The sequence below is a fragment of the Rhodopseudomonas telluris genome (assembly GCF_042432815.1).
Taxonomy (GTDB): domain Bacteria; phylum Pseudomonadota; class Alphaproteobacteria; order Rhizobiales; family Xanthobacteraceae; genus Rhodopseudomonas; species Rhodopseudomonas telluris.
On sequence record NZ_JBHLWM010000001.1, the window covers coordinates 331,974 to 348,965 of the forward strand.

General features: G+C 64.5%; 15 protein-coding genes, 1 tRNA gene and 1 pseudogene. 16 read left to right on the forward strand and 1 reads right to left on the reverse strand.

Going from position 1 to position 16,992, the window contains the following annotated elements; all coding sequences use genetic code 11:
- Nucleotides 1–242 precede the first annotated feature (242 nt).
- From ACFFJ6_RS01485 to ACFFJ6_RS01500, 4 genes are all read left to right on the forward strand, one after another.
- Entirely contained in the window at nucleotides 243–1,727 is a 1,485-nt protein-coding gene (locus ACFFJ6_RS01485) for an MFS transporter (protein ID WP_378383617.1), read from the forward strand.
- Nucleotides 1,724–2,524 carry a trehalose-phosphatase gene (gene otsB / locus ACFFJ6_RS01490; RefSeq protein WP_378383619.1) on the forward strand — a complete coding sequence of 267 codons (801 nt, stop codon included), beginning with the start codon at nucleotides 1,724–1,726 and terminating at the stop codon, nucleotides 2,522–2,524. Before ACFFJ6_RS01485 ends, otsB begins: the two co-directional genes overlap by 4 nt.
- 154 nt (nucleotides 2,525–2,678) lie before the next feature.
- Nucleotides 2,679–4,166, forward strand: a complete 1,488-nt coding sequence (locus ACFFJ6_RS01495; protein WP_378383621.1) for a trehalose-6-phosphate synthase — start codon at nucleotides 2,679–2,681, stop codon at nucleotides 4,164–4,166.
- Between the two features lie 391 nt (nucleotides 4,167–4,557).
- A tRNA-Ser gene (locus tag ACFFJ6_RS01500) sits at nucleotides 4,558–4,647 on the forward strand.
- A 54-nt stretch (nucleotides 4,648–4,701) separates the two neighbouring features.
- On the opposite strand, the gene ACFFJ6_RS01505 is transcribed toward ACFFJ6_RS01500, so the two are convergent.
- Nucleotides 4,702–5,049 (reverse strand): transposase, encoded by a 348-nt coding sequence (locus ACFFJ6_RS01505; RefSeq protein ID WP_378383623.1) that lies wholly within the window; start codon nucleotides 5,047–5,049, stop codon nucleotides 4,702–4,704.
- Between ACFFJ6_RS01505 and ACFFJ6_RS01510 the strand changes: the two genes are divergently transcribed.
- The 12 genes and pseudogenes from ACFFJ6_RS01510 to ACFFJ6_RS01565 all read left to right on the forward strand — a co-directional run bounded on the left by ACFFJ6_RS01510 (nucleotide 5,048) and on the right by ACFFJ6_RS01565 (nucleotide 16,940).
- A complete protein-coding gene (locus ACFFJ6_RS01510; RefSeq protein WP_378383625.1) occupies nucleotides 5,048–5,875 on the forward strand; it encodes a TetR/AcrR family transcriptional regulator in 828 nt (275 codons plus the stop codon). The genes ACFFJ6_RS01505 and ACFFJ6_RS01510 overlap by 2 nt on opposite strands.
- A 98-nt stretch (nucleotides 5,876–5,973) precedes the next feature.
- Nucleotides 5,974–7,017, forward strand: coding sequence for an NAD-dependent epimerase/dehydratase family protein (locus ACFFJ6_RS01515; protein WP_378383627.1), 1,044 nt, complete (start codon nucleotides 5,974–5,976; stop codon nucleotides 7,015–7,017).
- A 67-nt stretch (nucleotides 7,018–7,084) separates the two neighbouring features.
- Nucleotides 7,085–7,783, forward strand: a complete 699-nt coding sequence (locus ACFFJ6_RS01520) for a hypothetical protein (protein ID WP_378383629.1) — start codon at nucleotides 7,085–7,087, stop codon at nucleotides 7,781–7,783.
- 1 nt (nucleotide 7,784) lies between these two features.
- Nucleotides 7,785–8,633, forward strand: a pseudogene (locus ACFFJ6_RS01525) (fumarylacetoacetate hydrolase family protein).
- Nucleotides 8,634–8,636: 3 nt separating this feature from the next.
- On the forward strand, nucleotides 8,637–10,259 hold the full coding sequence (locus ACFFJ6_RS01530; protein WP_378383631.1) for a GMC family oxidoreductase: 1,623 nt from the start codon (nucleotides 8,637–8,639) through the stop codon (nucleotides 10,257–10,259).
- 161 nt (nucleotides 10,260–10,420) lie between these two features.
- Entirely contained in the window at nucleotides 10,421–11,326 is a 906-nt protein-coding gene (locus ACFFJ6_RS01535) for an IclR family transcriptional regulator (RefSeq protein ID WP_378383633.1), read from the forward strand.
- 22 nt (nucleotides 11,327–11,348) lie between these two features.
- Nucleotides 11,349–12,308 carry a dihydrodipicolinate synthase family protein gene (locus ACFFJ6_RS01540; RefSeq protein WP_378383635.1) on the forward strand — a complete coding sequence of 320 codons (960 nt, stop codon included), beginning with the start codon at nucleotides 11,349–11,351 and terminating at the stop codon, nucleotides 12,306–12,308.
- A gap of 83 nt (nucleotides 12,309–12,391) precedes the next feature.
- Nucleotides 12,392–13,588, forward strand: coding sequence for an ABC transporter substrate-binding protein (locus ACFFJ6_RS01545; protein WP_378383637.1), 1,197 nt, complete (start codon nucleotides 12,392–12,394; stop codon nucleotides 13,586–13,588).
- Nucleotides 13,589–13,656: 68 nt separating this feature from the next.
- A complete protein-coding gene (locus ACFFJ6_RS01550; RefSeq protein WP_378383639.1) occupies nucleotides 13,657–14,538 on the forward strand; it encodes a branched-chain amino acid ABC transporter permease in 882 nt (293 codons plus the stop codon).
- The gene (locus ACFFJ6_RS01555) at nucleotides 14,535–15,536 is read left to right on the forward strand and encodes a branched-chain amino acid ABC transporter permease (RefSeq protein ID WP_378383641.1); all 1,002 of its coding nucleotides are present in this window, start codon (nucleotides 14,535–14,537) and stop codon (nucleotides 15,534–15,536) included. The genes ACFFJ6_RS01550 and ACFFJ6_RS01555 overlap by 4 nt, the downstream gene beginning before the upstream one ends.
- Nucleotides 15,533–16,249 (forward strand): ABC transporter ATP-binding protein, encoded by a 717-nt coding sequence (locus ACFFJ6_RS01560; protein ID WP_378383643.1) that lies wholly within the window; start codon nucleotides 15,533–15,535, stop codon nucleotides 16,247–16,249. The genes ACFFJ6_RS01555 and ACFFJ6_RS01560 overlap by 4 nt, the downstream gene beginning before the upstream one ends.
- Nucleotides 16,242–16,940 carry an ABC transporter ATP-binding protein gene (locus ACFFJ6_RS01565; RefSeq protein ID WP_378383645.1) on the forward strand — a complete coding sequence of 233 codons (699 nt, stop codon included), beginning with the start codon at nucleotides 16,242–16,244 and terminating at the stop codon, nucleotides 16,938–16,940. Before ACFFJ6_RS01560 ends, ACFFJ6_RS01565 begins: the two co-directional genes overlap by 8 nt.
- The last annotated feature ends 52 nt before the right edge of the window (nucleotides 16,941–16,992 follow it).

The following is a 16,992-nucleotide window of genomic DNA, read 5'->3' on the forward strand; positions in this document are numbered from 1 at the left end:
ACTGGGATTTTTGCGGCGTCAGTCCTGGCCGGCCGCGCGGATGACACCCGCGTGACGATCCACATGCTGTTTGCTTGATTTGCAGGCAGCTGTGGCGGAGCGCAGTCCTCGGCGCGGCCGTTCGACGGCGCGATCCGGAACTGATGCGGCGAAGCTCCGTTAATGCCGCAACCTGTCCGCGGCCCGCGGCGCATCGCCACGTGCGGCGGTTGCGGCGTGGCTCAACGCGCCGAGCGAGGTGAATGGCCGATCCGATCAACGCTGCGAGCATCGCGCCGGCCTATGGGCCGATGGCGCGGGGGCGTGTTGTGCAAACGGACATTCCGGCCCGGCTGGACGGTTTGCTGTGGAGCGGTATCCATACCCGCGTCGTGCTGGCGCTCGGGGTTACCTGGATACTCGACGGCTTGGAGGTGACGCTGGCCGGTTCGCTCGCGGGCGCGCTCAAGGCGAGTCCGCAGTTGCAGTTCTCCAATCTCGACGTCGGTGTCGCCAACAGCGCCTATCTGGCCGGCGCGGTGATCGGCGCCATCGGCTTCGGCTGGCTGACCGATCGGATCGGCCGCAAGAAGCTGTTCTTCATCACGCTGGCCTTATACCTCCTCGCCACGGCTGCGACGGCGGCGTCCTGGGACGTGTGGAGCTACGCGCTGTTCCGCTTCCTCACCGGTGCGGGCATCGGCGGCGAATACACCGCCATTAATTCGACCATCCAGGAGCTGATGCCGGCGCGTTATCGCGGCTGGACCGATCTCGTCATCAACGGCAGCTTCTGGATCGGCGCGGCGATCGGCGCGGTGGCCGCCATCGTGCTGCTCGATCCAGCCGTGATCGATCCGGAATATGGCTGGCGGCTGGCGTACTTCACCGGCGCGGTGCTGGGTCTCGTCATATTCGCGATGCGGTTCTGGATTCCCGAGAGCCCGCGCTGGCTGATGACGCACGGCCGGCCCGAGGAGGCCGAGAGGATCGTCGCCGAGATCGAGCGCGGGGCGCGGATCGATCCGGAAGCCGCGCGCCTGCGTCCGACGATCCGGCTGCAGATACGCAGTCACACGCCGCTGCGCGAGGTCGCGCAAACGCTGTTCCGGACTTATCGGCAGCGCTCGCTGGTCGGCCTGACGCTGATGGCCGCCCAGGCGTTCTTCTTCAATGCGATCTTCTTCACTTATGCGCTGGTGCTGACCGATTTCTTCGGCATACCTTCCAGCCACGTCGGCTGGTACATCCTGCCGTTTGCGGCCGGCAATTTTCTCGGGCCGCTGCTGCTCGGCCGGCTGTTCGACACGCTGGGCCGCCGCACCATGATCGCGTTTACTTACGGCGTCTCGGGCGTTCTGCTGGCGATCTCCGGCTATCTGTTCTCGATCGGCGCGCTGAGCGCGCAGGGCCAGACCATCGCCTGGATGGTGATCTTCTTCTTCGCGTCACCGGCCGCAAGCGCGGCCTATCTCACGGTGAGCGAGACGTTTCCGCTCGAGGTGCGGGCGCTGGCGATCGCGCTGTTCTATGCGTTCGGCACGGGCATCGGCGGCGTCGCCGGGCCTGCGCTGTTTGGTGCGCTGATCGACACAGGCTCACGCAGCAGCCTGTTCGCCGGCTATTTGCTCGGCGCAGCGCTGATGGTGATCGCCGCCATTGTCGGGTGGCGTTATGGTATCGCGGCCGAGCGCCGCTCGCTTGAACACATCGCGCGGCCACTGGCCGCCGTAGAGGATGACAAATGACTTCGAAGCTCGCCGAAACCGCAAAGCGGCTGACGTCGGATTCAACCCCGGCCTCCGCGATCTCGATGCCGCGCCTCGATCAGTGTGCGCTGCTGCTCGATATCGACGGGACGCTGCTCGACTTTGCGCCGACGCCGCGCGAGGTCTGGGTTCCGCCGGAACTCGAACACACGCTGCGTCAGTTGCATGACCGCACCTCGGGCGCGTTGGCGCTCGTCAGCGGCCGCTCGATCAACGATATCGATCTGATCTTCGCGCCGATGAAGCTGCCCGCTGTCGGCGGCCACGGCGCCGAGATGCGGCTGCTATCGAGCGGAGAGGCGGTTGCGACGCACGCGCCGCCGCTCGATCCGGAACTGAAGAGCCGGCTGGCCGCGATCGCGCGGATCAGTCCAGGTATTCTGCTCGAGGACAAAGGCTATTCGCTGGCGCTGCATTATCGCCTCGCGCCGCACACTGAAAAAGCGATCTACGAATCCGTCGCGGCGATCCGTGCCGAGAATCCGCATGCGCCGCTGGAAGTTCTTCCCGGCAAGTCGGTGTGCGAAATCAAACACTCCGGCTTCACCAAAGCCACTGGCGTGATCGAACTGATGAAGCATCATCCGTTCACCGGGCGTCGCCCGGTGTTTATCGGCGATGACGTGACCGACGAAACCGTGTTCGCCATCATGCCGGAACTGCAGGGGCTCGCCTTCTCGGTCGGCCGTCACAGCGACGTGGTCGATGGCCATTTCGAGGAACCGCGCGATGTGCGCGAATGGCTGGTGGGTCTGCTCGATCAGCCGGTAACCTAAGTTGGTACTACAGCAACATGCGACGCCGTAGCACGGCGGAATGTGCGGCAGATGACCATCTCGCGGCCTTAAAGTTGTTCGAATTGCGTCATGGAACGAACTCGATGAACGTATGTTAATTCAGCAATCATCAATAGGGGCGCCGGAGGGACAAGTGAACCTAGTCGTCGTTTCCAACCGGGTGGCGAGGGCGTCGGCGAACGAGCCGATGACGGGTGGTCTGGCCGCCGCATTGCTGCCTGTGGTCGAGAAATCCGGAGCCATCTGGGTCGGTTCCAGTGGCCGCGTTCGCGATGGTGCTCAGCGGGAACCCTTTGCGGAAATTGAGGAGCTTGGCGCCGGCGCGCTCGCCATGCTGGATCTTCCGGCGGCGCACTACGGCGGATACTACGAAGGATTTGCAAATTCAGCGCTCTGGCCGGCGCTTCATTCCCGGGCCGATCTGATCCGCGTTTCCCAGGACGACTACCACTCCTACCGCGAAGTGAACGGTTTCATGGCGCGAGCGCTGATGCGCTTCCGCAAACCGGATACGTCCTTCTGGATTCAAGATTACCATTTTCTTGCCCTCGGTGCAGAGCTGCGCGATCTCGGCGTGACCCAGCCGATCGGCTTCTTCCTGCATACGCCGTGGGCCTCCCCGGCCACGATGGGCTGCGTGCCGCATAATCGCGAATTGATCGAGGCGATGCTCGCCTATGATCTGATCGGTTTCCAGACCGACGAAGATTGCGCCAACTTCCTGTCATACGTGCAGAGTGAGTTCGACTTTTCGATCGTGGACGGCGTCGTGACCAGTCCGCGTGGAGTCTCCCGCTGCCAGGTGTTCCCGATCGGCATCGACGCCGATCTGTTCGCCCAGCAGGCGCAGAAGGCAACGGCTCATCCTGACGTGTCGCGGCTGCGCAAGAGCCTCAATGGCGAGAAGCTGGTGATCGGCGTCGATCGGCTCGACTACTCCAAGGGCCTGATCAACCGCATCAACGCGTTCGAGCGGATGCTCACGTCGAGGCCGGCGCTGCAGCGGAGCGTTTCGCTGCTTCAGATCGCGACGCCGTCGCGCGGCACGATCGAAGCCTATGGCAATCTGCAGGGCGATCTCGCCCGACTGGTCAGCGACGTCAACGGCCGGCTCGGCGAAGCCGACTGGACGCCGATCCGCTATCTCAACAAGGGCTTCCGCCAGGCCGTCCTCGCCGGCCTGTATCGGACCGCGCAGGTCGGGTTGGTCACTCCGCTCCAGGACGGCATGAATCTCGTGGCGAAAGAGTATGTCGCCGCCCAGAACCCGATCGATCCGGGCGTGCTGGTTCTGTCGAAATTCGCCGGCGCCGCCAACGAGCTCGACACGGCGCTGCTGGTGAACCCGCACGACGTCGAAGGCATGGCCCGCGCGATCGCGACCGCGCTGGCGATGCCGCTGACCGAGCGGCGGATGCGCTGGGAAGTCATGATGGGCAAGCTGCGCCGCGGCAGCGTGCAATCCTGGTTCTCGGATTTCATCGCGGCGCTGGGACAAGCCCACGCGTCGGGACGCGAGGCGGAGACCTCCGACCCTTCCGCGGCGGCTCCGCCTCTGAAGATGGCGGGCGGCTGGTCCCGTCGCTCTCCCATGGCGTTCGGCGGCGCGATCCTGCAGTGAGGTGACGGAGTCGGTCGGGTCTGCCGCCCCTTGGTTGGGATCTGGCCGTTGATGGCCATCAGATCCTCTCGGTTCGGGAGGGAAAGGCGTGGCCTTCGTCCGAAGCGCCCCGTCTAACCGCCGGCGGTGAGACGTCTCGATGTGGCTGGCGTAGAGGCAGGCCGTCCTGGCCAGCCAGTTTTCTTCATCGTCCATCCGTAGTTTGCGGCAACAGTCTGCAGGCGCAACCGCGCGATTCAGGGCCAGAACGGCGGGCGACCCTGCTTTCCGTCCAGCGCCCGGCGTCCCTGCCGCCCGGGACTTCCGTGAAATCAATAATTTAGGTGAAATCGCCGTCTCCGCGCGCCGATCCCTTGCAAAAACCGCGCGGCGCGGTCATGAGAGGGCGCCCGGAGAGATGGCCGAGTGGCTTAAGGCGCACGCTTGGAAAGCGTGTGTGCGGGAAACCGTACCGTGGGTTCGAATCCCACTCTCTCCGCCAGAGCTTCAGGTCCAGACGTCAGCCGATTTGTGCATCCGAGCGCTGGCGCTCGATCTAGTGTGCGAACCGCATCTCGACCCGCTTGCGCTCGTCGCGTGATTTGAGGAACGCCTTCGTCGTTATTTTCCTGCGCGCGATATCTCGGGCGTGGCCGTGAAGATCGCGCGGGATCTGCCGGGCGGGCATGTTCGGGCAACATTGCGCCTTCGCCGGGCAGGCGGAGCAATCGTGTTTACTGGCGCGCAACCGTAGCATCATCCCATCGTGAACTTTGCCAGTCGTGCGAAGCACCTTGCCGCTGGGACAGATATACACGTTGGCGCAGCCATCCCATTTGAGGTCTGGAAGCGAGAAGGTGCCGTCTTCGCGCGCACATCGACGATCTCTTTCGTCGGATGTCATGAACAGCGTCGATGTCGCCGATCGAGGGGCTTCGGTGGAGGGGCGGCTGGACGTTTCACAAGCCGGCCTTGTCAAACGGACTGACCGGCATATTTTCCACGGTTCGACCAGATCGGCCAATGATGAAACAACGATATCATCCAGTTCGATTGACCGGGCAGGTCACGGGATTCGGAAGGAAATGACGACGCGACGTACCACCGCCAAGAGCGGGGCCCGAGATCCCAACGCCACCAAAGCGAAAATTATCGACGCCGCCACCCGCGAATTTGCGCTGCGCGGCTATGACGGTGCACGCGTCGACGCCGTGGTCAAGCGGGCGCGTTGCAATATTAACCTCGTCTATCACTACTTCGGCAACAAGGAGAAACTCTTCATCGCGGTGATGGAGCGCGCCTATTCGATCGTGCGCTCGCATCACAAGGATATGGAGCTGCGCGGCGCGGATCCGGAGGAGGCGATGCGCCAGCTCATCGCCTCGACGTTCCGGATGTTCATCGAGTCGCCGGAGACGATCGGTCTCCTCGTCTCGGAGAACATTCACCGCGCGCGGCACATCAAGAATTCGCCGTTGATCGTCAGCATGTACGACGCGTTGCTCGATTTCATCCGCGAAACGCTCGATCGCGGCGTCGCCAGCGGCGTGTTCCGGGCGGGCGTCGATCCGATCGACCTCTTCATCTCGATCAATGCCGAAGGTTATTTCTATCTATCGAACCGGCACACGCTCAGTGTCATCCTGCATCAGGATCTGATGACACCGGCGCGGCTTCGCCAGCGCGAGCAGTTTATTATCGACGTCATCATGGGCTTCCTTCGTCCGTAAAGTTTGCGCTGCACGCGCGCGGGAACGCCGCGGCCTCGCGCTTGACAGCCCTTCGGCCAACTATTAAGTGAAAACTTAATAAGACGGAGGAAACAAAAATGACCGAGTTCCTGCAGGCGGATAACCTGCCGGCGACCATCGAGAATGAAGAGATTCTCGAGGAACTGCTGTCGCGGCCCACGGTGTGGCTGCCGAAGCTGCTCGAACGAGCTCCCGGCGACATCATGGTGCTCGGCGTCGGCGGCAAGGTTGGCCCGACGCTGGCGCGCATGGCCAAGCGGGCCGCGCCGGACAAGCGCGTGATCGGCGTCGCGCGCTTCTCGGAGAAGGGACTACGCGAGCGGCTCGACAACTGGGGCATCGAGACGATCTCGTGCGATCTGCTCAACCGCAGCGCGCTGGAAAAGCTGCCGGACGTGCCGAATATCGTCTACATGGCCGGCAAGAAGTTCGGCACCGACGTCGATCCGAGCTTTTCCTGGGCGATGAATACGCACGTGCCCGCGATGGTAGCCGAGCGCTTTCATCGCTCGCGCATCGTGGCGTTCTCGACGCTGTGCGTCTATCCGTTCGCGCCGATTTCCGGCGGCGGCTGGGACGAGTCGGTGCAGCCCAATGCGGCCGGCGACTACGCGACCAGCTGCACTGGCCGCGAGCGCATGTTCTCGTACTTCTCCCGCCGGCACAACACGCCGGGCCGGCTGATCCGGCTCAACTACGCGATCGATATGCGCTACGGCGTGCTCTACGACATCGCCCGCTGGGTGATGGACGGCACGCCGATTCCGATCGGCACCGCTTACGCTTCGGTGATCTGGCAGGGCGACAGCAACGCGCAGATTCTTGGCGCGCTGGCCCATGTCACCACTCCGACGTCGCCGCTGAACGTCGGCGGTCCGGAGCACATGAGCGTGCGCCTGGTCGCCGAGGAGTTCGGGCGCAAGTTCGGCAAGAAGCCGGTGTACGAAGGCGAGGAGGCCTCGACCGGCTGGTACAACACCACGCTGGCGGCGCAGCGGCTCTACGGCTATCCGACCGTGCCGTTGGCGCGGATGGTCGATTGGGTCGCCGACTGGATCCAGCGCGATATGCCGTCGCACAACAAGCCGACGCACTACGAAGAGCGCGAAGGTCAGTTCTGATCTCGTCGTTCGATCAATCCAACGCGCCGCGCACGCCGTGGCGCCCCTCGATCTGTCGGATCATCTCATGAGCAATCCAACTGCGTCGGGCTCCGGCCTGATGGCCTTCTGGTCGGACATCGATCCCGACTATGTCGTGCGTTACCAGCAATGGCACAATTGCGAGCACATCCCGGAGCGCGTCTCGATTCCGGGCTTTCGCGAAGGCCGGCGCTATCGCGCGACCAGCGACGCGCCGCATTTCCTGATGTTCTACGAAACCAACGCCACCAGCGTGCTGGCGTCGGAAGCCTATATGGCGGCGCTGAATGCGCCGACGGACTGGACGCGCGAGGCGCTGACGCATTTCAAAAATCCGGTGCGCAGCATCTATTCGCGCGTCGCCGAAGTCGGCGGCGCCACGGCGTGGCCTGCGCCCTACGTGACGACGATGCAGTTCGATCTGCCGGACGGCGACGAAGACGCCTGCGCCGGTGCTTGGTTGAAAACCGTCGGTAACTGTGAGGGCGTGGTGCGCGCACGGCTGTGGCGCGCGGATGCGGCGGTCGGCAACATCACCACCTCCGAGCGCAAGATCTACGGCGGCGGGCCCGGCAAGCAAGCTTACTTGGTGCTGATCGAGCAGACATTGCCGCCGCAGCGGCTGCCCGATCCGATCGCGGCCGGCGACGCCGCACAGGCGCTTCGGCGCGCCGACGAGAAACGCGGAAGCTACTGGCTCGAGATGGCGCTGCGCGCCGCCGACACCTCTCACGGCGGGAAATGACATGAAGCTCGTCAGGTTCGGCACTGTCGGCAAAGAACAGCCGGGACTCATCGACCAGGCCGGCGCGCTGCGCAGTCTCGCGGGCGTCGTCAGCGATATCGATGGCCCGGTGTTGTCACCGGAAGGTCTGGCGAAGCTCGCAGCGCTCGACACGGCAAAATTGCCGCTCGCCCCGAGTGGCGTCCGCATCGGCCCCTGTGTCGGAAGTGTCGGCAAGCTGATCGGCATCGGCCTCAACTACTCGGACCACGCTGCCGAGTCCGGCCTGCCGGTGCCGAGCGAGCCGATCGTATTCATGAAGGCGACGAGCTCGATCTCGGGGCCGTACGATCCGGTCGAGATCCCCGTCGACGCCGAGAAGACCGACTGGGAAGTCGAACTGGCCTTCGTCATCGGCACCCGCGCCAAGAACGTCTCCGAAGCCGACGCGCTGAAGCACGTCGCCGGCTACTGCATCGTCAACGACGTCTCCGAGCGCGCTTGGCAGATCGAACGCCAGGGGCAGTGGACCAAGGGCAAGAGTCACGACACGTTCTCGCCGATGGGGCCTTAGCTCGTCACGGCCGATGAGGTCTCCGATGCGGGCAATCTCGGCATGCGCCTCGACGTCAATGGCGTGCGCCGGCAGAACGGCTCGACGCGCACCATGATTTTCGGCGTCGCCTATCTGGTGAGCTATCTCAGTCGCTTCATGACCCTGCATCCCGGCGACGTCGTCACGACCGGCACGCCGCCCGGCGTCGGCCTCGGCATGAAGCCGCCAGTCTATCTCAAGCCCAACGATGTCATGCGGCTCGAGATCGACGGGCTGGGGCATCAGCAGCAGACAGTCGTGGTCGAGGGCACCTGACCGATGGGCGGACCGGTCGCGACATCTGTCGGCCAGTTCGACTACATCATCGTCGGCGCCGGCACGGCCGGCTGCGTGCTCGCCAATCGGCTGAGCGCCGATCCGAATGCCCGCGTCCTGCTGCTGGAGGCAGGTGGCAGCGATAACCGGCTGTGGGTGCATATCCCGGTCGGTTATCTCTACACGATGGGCGACCCACGGGTGGATTGGTGCCTCAAGACGCAGGCCGAGCCGGGGCTGAACGGGCGCGCCTTGAACTATCCGCGCGGCAAGGTGCTCGGCGGTTGCTCGTCGATCAACGGCATGATCTACATGCGCGGGCAGGCGGCCGACTACGACGGCTGGCGCCAGATGGGCAATGCCGGCTGGGGTTGGGACGATGTGCTTCCCTACTTCATCAAGTCCGAACGGCACTATGGGCCGGCCGACGCCTATCATGGCGTGACCGGCGAACTGCGCGTCGAGCAGCAACGGCTGCACTGGCCGGTGCTCGATGCGGTGCGCGAGGCGGCCGCCGAGCTCGGCATTCCGCCGGTGGATGATTTCAATCGCGGCGACAATGAAGGTTCCGGTTACTTCGCCGTCAATCAGCGCCGCGGCGTGCGCTGGAATGCCCGCAAGGCGTTTCTCGATCCGGTCAGGCAGCGGCGCAATCTGCGGATCGAGACCGGCGCCGAAGTCGAGCGCATCGTCGTAACGGAGGGCCGCGCGACGGGAATTGAATTCGGCAACAGAGGGCGTCGGCTGCAAGCCGATGCGACGCGCGAGATCGTGCTGGCGGCCGGCGCGATCGGCACACCCAAGCTGCTCGAGCATTCGGGCATCGGCCGCGGCGACATCTTGTCCGCCCACGGGATTGCAGTCGAGCGCGAGTTGCCGGGCGTCGGCGAAAATCTGCAGGATCATCTGCAAATCCGCACGGTGTTCGGTATCACCGGCGCGCGCACGCTGAACGACATGACGGCCGGCTGGCTGGGCAAGCTCCGGGTCGCGGCCGAATACGCGCTGCGGCGCAGCGGTCCGATGGCGATGGCGCCGAGCCAGCTCGGCATCTTCACGCGCTCGTCGCCCGCTTATGCCAGCGCGAACATCGAGTATCACGTCCAGCCGCTGTCGCTCGAAGCCTTCGGCGAGCCGCTGCATCGGTTCCCGGCGCTGACGGTTTCGGTCTGCAATCTGCGTCCCGAAAGTCGCGGCAGTTGCCATATCGGCAGCGCTGCGCCCGGCGATGCGCCACTGATCCGGCCGAACTATCTGTCGACCGAAGCCGACCGCCTCGTCGCGGCTGACAGTATTCGGCATGCGCGCAAGCTGATGGCGACGCGCCGGCTAGCTGAATATCGGCCGCAGGAATTGAAGCCGGGCCCGGCCATCAGCACCGACGATCAACTGGCCCGCGCGGCCGGCGATATCGCGACGACGATTTTCCATCCGGTCGGGACGGCCCGCATGGGCCACGATCCGATGGCGGTCGTCTCATCTGATCTGACGGTGCACGGCGTTTCCCGGCTCAGCGTCGCCGATGCGTCGGTGATGCCGACGATTCCGTCGGGCAACACCAACGCCGCGGTGACGATGATCGCGGAGAAAGCGGCCGAGATGATCCTGGCGCGGGGCCGCGCTTAGCGATGATGGACGCGGCCCGGATAGCGATTAGTTCGACGCGGCCGCGACATTCGGCGGCAGTGAAAATCTGCGGTGCGGGGCGAGCCGCGCTTGACAGTCACCGCTCGCACGCCCTTAATGTAACGGCGTTACCATCTAAGAGTAACGGGGTTTCGGAAGTTTTGGCCGGGCGTATCAACGTGCGGGCGAAGCTGATCTCGGGGAAGGTTCGGATGGCCGCGACATCTGAAGGGTCGAAGCGGGGCGCTGGAAAACCTGTCGAGACCACCGTGCTGGCGGTCGAGCGCGCGCTCGAGACGATTCAGCTGCTGTCCGGGGCTGCCGATGGCCTGAGTTTGGCCGAGATCTCGCGAGAACTGATCGTCAACAAGGCGATCGCATCGCGCCTGCTCGAAACCTTGGAGCATGCCGGTTACGTCTGGCGCGACGACGTCGCGCAGCGCTACTACCTGACCTATCGGATCAGCAATCTCGGCCTCCGGCAGCTGCAGCAGTCGGGCCTGCTAGGCCAATGCACCAGCCTACTGGAAGACCTGGCTGAGCGGACCGGCGAGCTTGTGCGCCTGTCTGTGGTCGAGCGCGGCGAGAAGATCACCTGGGTCTACGCGGTGGTTGGCACCAGGCGCACGCTGCGCATCGACCCGAATTTCAACTTCGATGTCAGCCTGCATACACACGCCACCGGCAAGGCGTGGCTGATGACACTGCCGCCGGAGCGCGCGGCGCATCTCGTCGAGCAGGCCGGCATGGCGCGGCTGACGCCGCACACCAGCATCGACTACGCAGCGTTGCGCCGCGAACTCGATGTCGCCAGCCGCCGCGGCTTTGCGGTGACCTTCGAGGAAAATGAGATCGGTGTTGGCGCCGTGGCGGCCCCCATCATGGCGCCCCGCCTGTCCGGCGTCACCGAATGCGTCGGCGTTGTCTCCGTGGCGGCTCCGACCAACAGAATGACACGGGCGCAGATCGAAACCTGTGGCCCGCTGGCGGCTGAGGTTGCTTCGCGCCTCGCTTTGATGTGGCCACTCGACGAGCGCTATCCGCTGCACATGCAACGACACGCCTGAATCTGGAACACCGGAGATCGATATGAGCCGCTTCGCCAACTACGTGCCGCATGGCGTTATTCCCGCCGTCCTGCTGCCCTTCCACGAAGACTTCTCGATCGACGAGGCCAGCTTCCGCAGCCATCTGCGCGATATCGCAGCCGTCGAGGGACTCTCCGCAGTGACGGTCAACGCCCATTCGACCGAAGTGGCGTCATGCACGGCCGAAGAGCAAAGCCGCGTGCTCGAAATCACGATGGACGAGATCGGCGACCGTCTGCCGATCGTCCACGGCGTGTGGGCCGACGGCAGCCTGGAAGCCGCGCGGATCGCCGAGCGCGCGCAGGCCGGCGGTTCGTCGGCGCTGCTAGTGTTTCCGCCGGCGCCGTTCACGCTGGGACAGAGCGCCGACATGGCGGTCGCCCACTTCAAGACCATCGCGTCGGCTTCCGACCTGCCGATCATCCTGTTTCAGTATCCGCTGGCGACCGGGCAGGGCTATCCGCTGGCGACGCTGACGCGGCTGATGGACGAAGTGCCGAGCATCCGCGCCATCAAGGATTGGACCCAGGTCGTGCCGCAGCACGAGGCGCAAGTGCGTGCCCTGCAGTCGCGCAGCCGGCCGGTCAACGTGCTGTCGACCAACAGCGCGTGGCTGTTCAGCTCGCTGGTGCTGGGCTGCAACGGCTTGCTGTCGGGCAGCGGCAGCGTCATCGCCGATCTGCAGGCGCGGCTGTTCCGTGCGGTTCAGGCCAACGATCTCGCCGAGGCACGCCGTCTCAACGACCAGATCAACCCGATCGCCAGCGTGTTCTACTCGGATCCGTTCGTCGACATGCACAACCGGATGAAAGAAGCGCTGGTCCTGCTCGGCAAACTGCCGCGCGCCGTCGTCCGTCCGCCGCTGATCAAGCTGAAGGAGCCGGAGATCGAGCGCATCCGGCATGCGCTGATCGCCGCCGGCCTGCTCGACGCCTCCGGCAAACGAAAACAAGCGGCGTAGCCGCTCGACGACCGGCAAGGCGGGCACAAGACCCGCCGGCCAATGACTAAGCAAAAAACAAATCCAAGGGATAGGAAACGAACATGCAGAGTCGAACATCCGTGCTGACGGTCGCTCTGGCGTCGGCGTCCATGACGCTCGCGTCGGTGACCGCGATGGCTCAGGACAAGCCGCCGGTGAAGATCGGTTTCGTCACCGAACTCACCGGCCCGTGGAGCTTCTTCGGCACCAGCTGCGTTGCCGGCCTTAAGCTTGCCGAAAAGAACCTCAACCCGCCCGGCAAGCGCAAGATCGAGTTCGTCATCGCCGACGATCAGACCAGCCCGGCCCAGGCGGTGGCGGCGTCGCGCAGCCTCGATGTGCAGGACAAGGTGCTGGCGCTCAGCGGGCCGACCAGCTCCGACACCGGCCTCGCCGTTTACGGCTATGCCGAGCAGAACAAGGTGCCGTTCGTCGTGCCGGTCGCGGCGTTCCCGCAACTGACCAAGCCGGGCACGCGCTACACGTTTCGGCTCGAGCCGGACGCGGTCGGCTGGGGCTACGCGATCTCGAAATTCGTCGAGAAGCAGAAGCCCGGCGGCAAGATCGCCATGATCTATTCCGACTACGCGCTGATGCGGGCGATCACCGCCGGTATCAAGTATCAGGCACCGCGCTCGGGCCTCAACATCGTCGCCGACATCGCCTTCCCGCAGGGCTCGAGCGACGCCACCGTGCAGGCGGCGCAGATTCTCGCAGCCAAACCCGACTACGTGGTCGTCAGCGGCGCCGGCGGTTTCGACAACACCATCACCAACCAGTTGCTCGATCTCGGCGTCAAGCCGGAGCAGATCATCCACCCATTCGGCATCACCACGCAGGTGATCAACTGGGGCAAGCGCAGCGTCGGTTCGTATTACGGCACGTTCTTCGACTCCAACCTCGACTCGCTGACGCCGGAAGGCAAGACCTTCGTCTCCGACTTCGTCGCGCAGAACGATCGGCCGCCTTCCTACGGCGAGAACTTCTGCTACGTCACCGCCAACGTCATCCGGGAAGTGATCGACAAGAATCCCGAAGCCGCGGACGACCGCGAGAAATTCCGCGACGCGATTTCGGCGCTGAAGACCAAGGAGACGACGTCGAGCGTTCCGATCGAGTTCGACAAGAACGGCGCCCGCAAGGAATACATGTACTTCCTGCAGATCAACGATGTGGCGGCCAAGTCCTACAAGGCGAAGCAGGCCTTCTACATCGAATGGGATCCGGAAGTCATTCCCGTCTACACCTTGGTCAAGTGATCCTGAGATAAAGCGATCATTAGGGCCGCCGCGCGCCGGCGGCCTCTCTCTCCCGAGGAGATGTGCGCGTGTCCGACGCGAACCTGATCATTCTTTTATCGACGATCTCGACCGGCCTGATCCTGGGCTCGATCTTTGCGCTCGTCGCCGTCGGCGTGACGATCGTGTACGGATCGATCTGGATGCCGAATGCCGCCAACGGCCAGTTCTTCGTGCTCGCGGCGCTGCTGGGCTGGACCATGACGATCAGCTGGGGCGTGCACCCGGCGATCGCCGCAATCCTGGTAATCGGCATCAGCGTGCCGCTGTCCTACGCGCTCGAATACGTGCTGGTGCGGCGGTTCTACGACGTGCCGAACCGCAACATCTCGTATTTCGTGCTGAGCCTCGGCATCACCCAGATTCTCACAGGCATCTTCTCGTCGACCTATGGGCGCTGGAGCGATCAGTTTCAGTTGCCGCCGCTGGTCAGCGGCATCACCTTCGTCGGCCCGTTGCCGATCGCGACCAATCGTCTCGTGGTGCTGGCGCTGGCGCTGTCGATCCTCGCGGCATTGTTCGCGCTGCTGCGATTTCATCGTTACGGCCGCGCCATCCGCGCCGTGTTCCAGAACCGCGATGCGGCGGCGCTGCGCGGCGTCAACGTCAAGGCCAGCTACAGCCTGTCCTTCGCGCTCGGCAACGCGGTGATCTTCGCCGGCGGAATCCTGTTCGCGCTTGCCTACAGCTTCGACCTCACCGTGGCGTGGACGATGTCGATCACCGCCTTCGCCATCATGATCATCGGCGGCCCCGGCTCGGTGCTCGGCGCGCTGATCGTCGGCATGGTGTTCGGCTTCACCCAGGCGGCCGTCAGCACGGTGGCGAGCCCGACGATCGCGGCGTTCTCCTATCTCGGAGCAATGCTTCTCATCCTGCTCTTCAAACCCTCGGGACTGTTCGCGCGATGACACCTCTCGGACGAGGCAAAGACAACGCGCTGCGCCGGCAGGGCCTGCCGCTGCTGTGTTTCGCCGTGCTTGCCTTTGCGACGCCCTTCGTGTTGTCGGGCAATCGCTATCTGGCTTTCGTGGCCGGCGTGACGATGCTGCACATCCTGTGGGCCTGCGGCATGAACCTGCTCTACGGCTACACCGGATTGATGCCGCTGATGTTCGCGGGCCTCGCCGGCATAAGCGCCTACACGGTGGTCGATCTCACCGCCGCTGGCTGGTCGTTCTGGCTGGCGCTGCCGGTCGGCGCGCTGGCGGCCTCGATTTCCGGCACCATCCTTGGGCTGCCATCGCTGCGGCTCAAGGGCTTTTATTTCACGTTGTGCTCGCTTGTGATCCAGACGGTGGTCACGCTGGCCTTCGTGTACTTCGCCGGCCTCACCAACGGCGACACCGGCATCTCGCAGATCCCGCCGCCGACCTTCGCCGGCAAGCCGTTAATGGGCTTGTCGTACGATCTGGTGCTGGTGGCGGCTGCGGTGATCGGCGTTCTCGTGCTGATCGGAATCGTGCATTCGTCACTCGGCCGGCGGCTGATCGCGATCCGCGAGGACGACGAACTCGCCGGGATGCTCGGCATCAACGTCACCGGGTACAAGATGATCGCCTTCTTCATCGGCTCGCTGTTCGCCGGCGTCGGCGGCGCGCTGTATGCGCCGTATATCGGCTTCATCTCGCCGCGCTCGTTCGACGTGCTGATCAGCATGAACATCTGGCTGATGGTGGCGTTCGGCGGCCGCGGCACGATCTGGGGGCCGGTGATCGGAGCGATCCTACTGGCGCCGCTGTCGTTCCTGCTGCAGGAATACTACACGGTCAAGGACGTGCTCTACGGCCTGTTGATCATCGTCGTCATCGTGGCGATGCCGGGCGGCATCGCCAGCGGCTTCCAGCGCAAGAAGCGGGAAGCGCCTGAGGCGGTGGGCGTGTCGGCCTCGCGCGGGGGAGCCAAATGAAAGACGTCCTGCTCGATGTGAAAGCCGTCTCCAAGCGGTTCGGTGGCGTCGCCGCGCTCAAGGGCATCGATCTGGTGCAGCACCGCGGCGAGACGCTGGGCATGATCGGACCGAACGGCTCCGGCAAGACCACCTTCGTCAACGTCATCTCCGGCCACATCAAGCCGAACAGCGGCAGCGTGACGTTTGACGGCGAGGCCTTCGGCGGCAGTAATCCGTTTCGCATCGCCAAGGCCGGGCTGACGCGGACCTATCAGGCGGTGCGGGTGTTCGGCGAACTCAGCGTGCGCGACAACGTCGCCACCGCGCTGGTCGATGCCCGCGATCCGGCCTCGCCGGAGTCGGTAGCCGAGATTGCGGAATGGCTGCGCATCAGCCATCGCTTCGACACCCGCGCCGGCAGCCTGACCTTGATGGAGCAGCGTCAGGTCGAGCTGCTGATGCGGCTGGTGCAGAAGCCGAAGCTGATGATGCTGGATGAGCCGGTCGGTGGCCTGTCATCGGCCGAAGTTCGCACCATGATCGGCGTGCTGTCGGAGCTCAAAGGCCGCTGCACCATCTTCGTCATCGAACACACCATGAAGGTGATCCGCGAACTCGCCGACAAGGTCGTGGTGCTGATGGCCGGCGAGAAGCTCGCCGAGGGGCCGCCGGCGCAGATCCTGTCCGACCAGCGCGTGATCGATCAATATCTCGGAACAGCAGATGCTTGAAATCAAGGACCTGACGGTCCGCTACGGGCCGTTCCTGGCGGTCGATCATCTGGCAATGAGCGTCGGCAAAGGCGAGATCGTCGGCGTCGTCGGCCCCAACGGCGCGGGCAAGTCGTCCATCGTCAAGGCGATCGGCGGCCTGGTCGAACCGAAGTCGGGGCGGCTGACGTTCGACGGCAGCGAGCTGCAATCGGTGCCGACGCATCGGCGCATCAAGCTCGGCATCTCCATCGTACCTGAGGGGCGCGGCCTGTTTCCGCGGATGTCGGTCGAGGAGAACCTCGTCATCGCCGGCGACGCCCTCGGCAACGGCAAACGGGTGCAGCATAATATCGAGCGCTGCTACACGCTGTTCCCGATCCTGAAAGAGCGGCGCTGGCAGGCCGCCGGGACGTTGTCGGGCGGCCAGCAGCAGATGGTGGCGGTGTCGATGGGCCTGATGCCCGATCCGCGGCTGCTGATCCTCGACGAACCATCGCTCGGCCTAGCGCCCATCGTGATCGGCGAGATCGGCCGGGCGCTGACGACGCTCGGGGCCGAGGGCCTCACCGTCGCGCTGTTCGAGCAAAACGCCAAGCTGACCTGCAGCGTCGCGGAGCGCATCTACATCCTCGCCAGCGGCGCAGTCCGTCATCACGACCGGGCAGAGGACCTGCTGAAGAATCCGGAAATTCTCGATCATCTGATGTAGCGGCGGCGTCCCGACGCGGCGGCGCTCGTGCCGCGCGCTTCGGACGATGCGT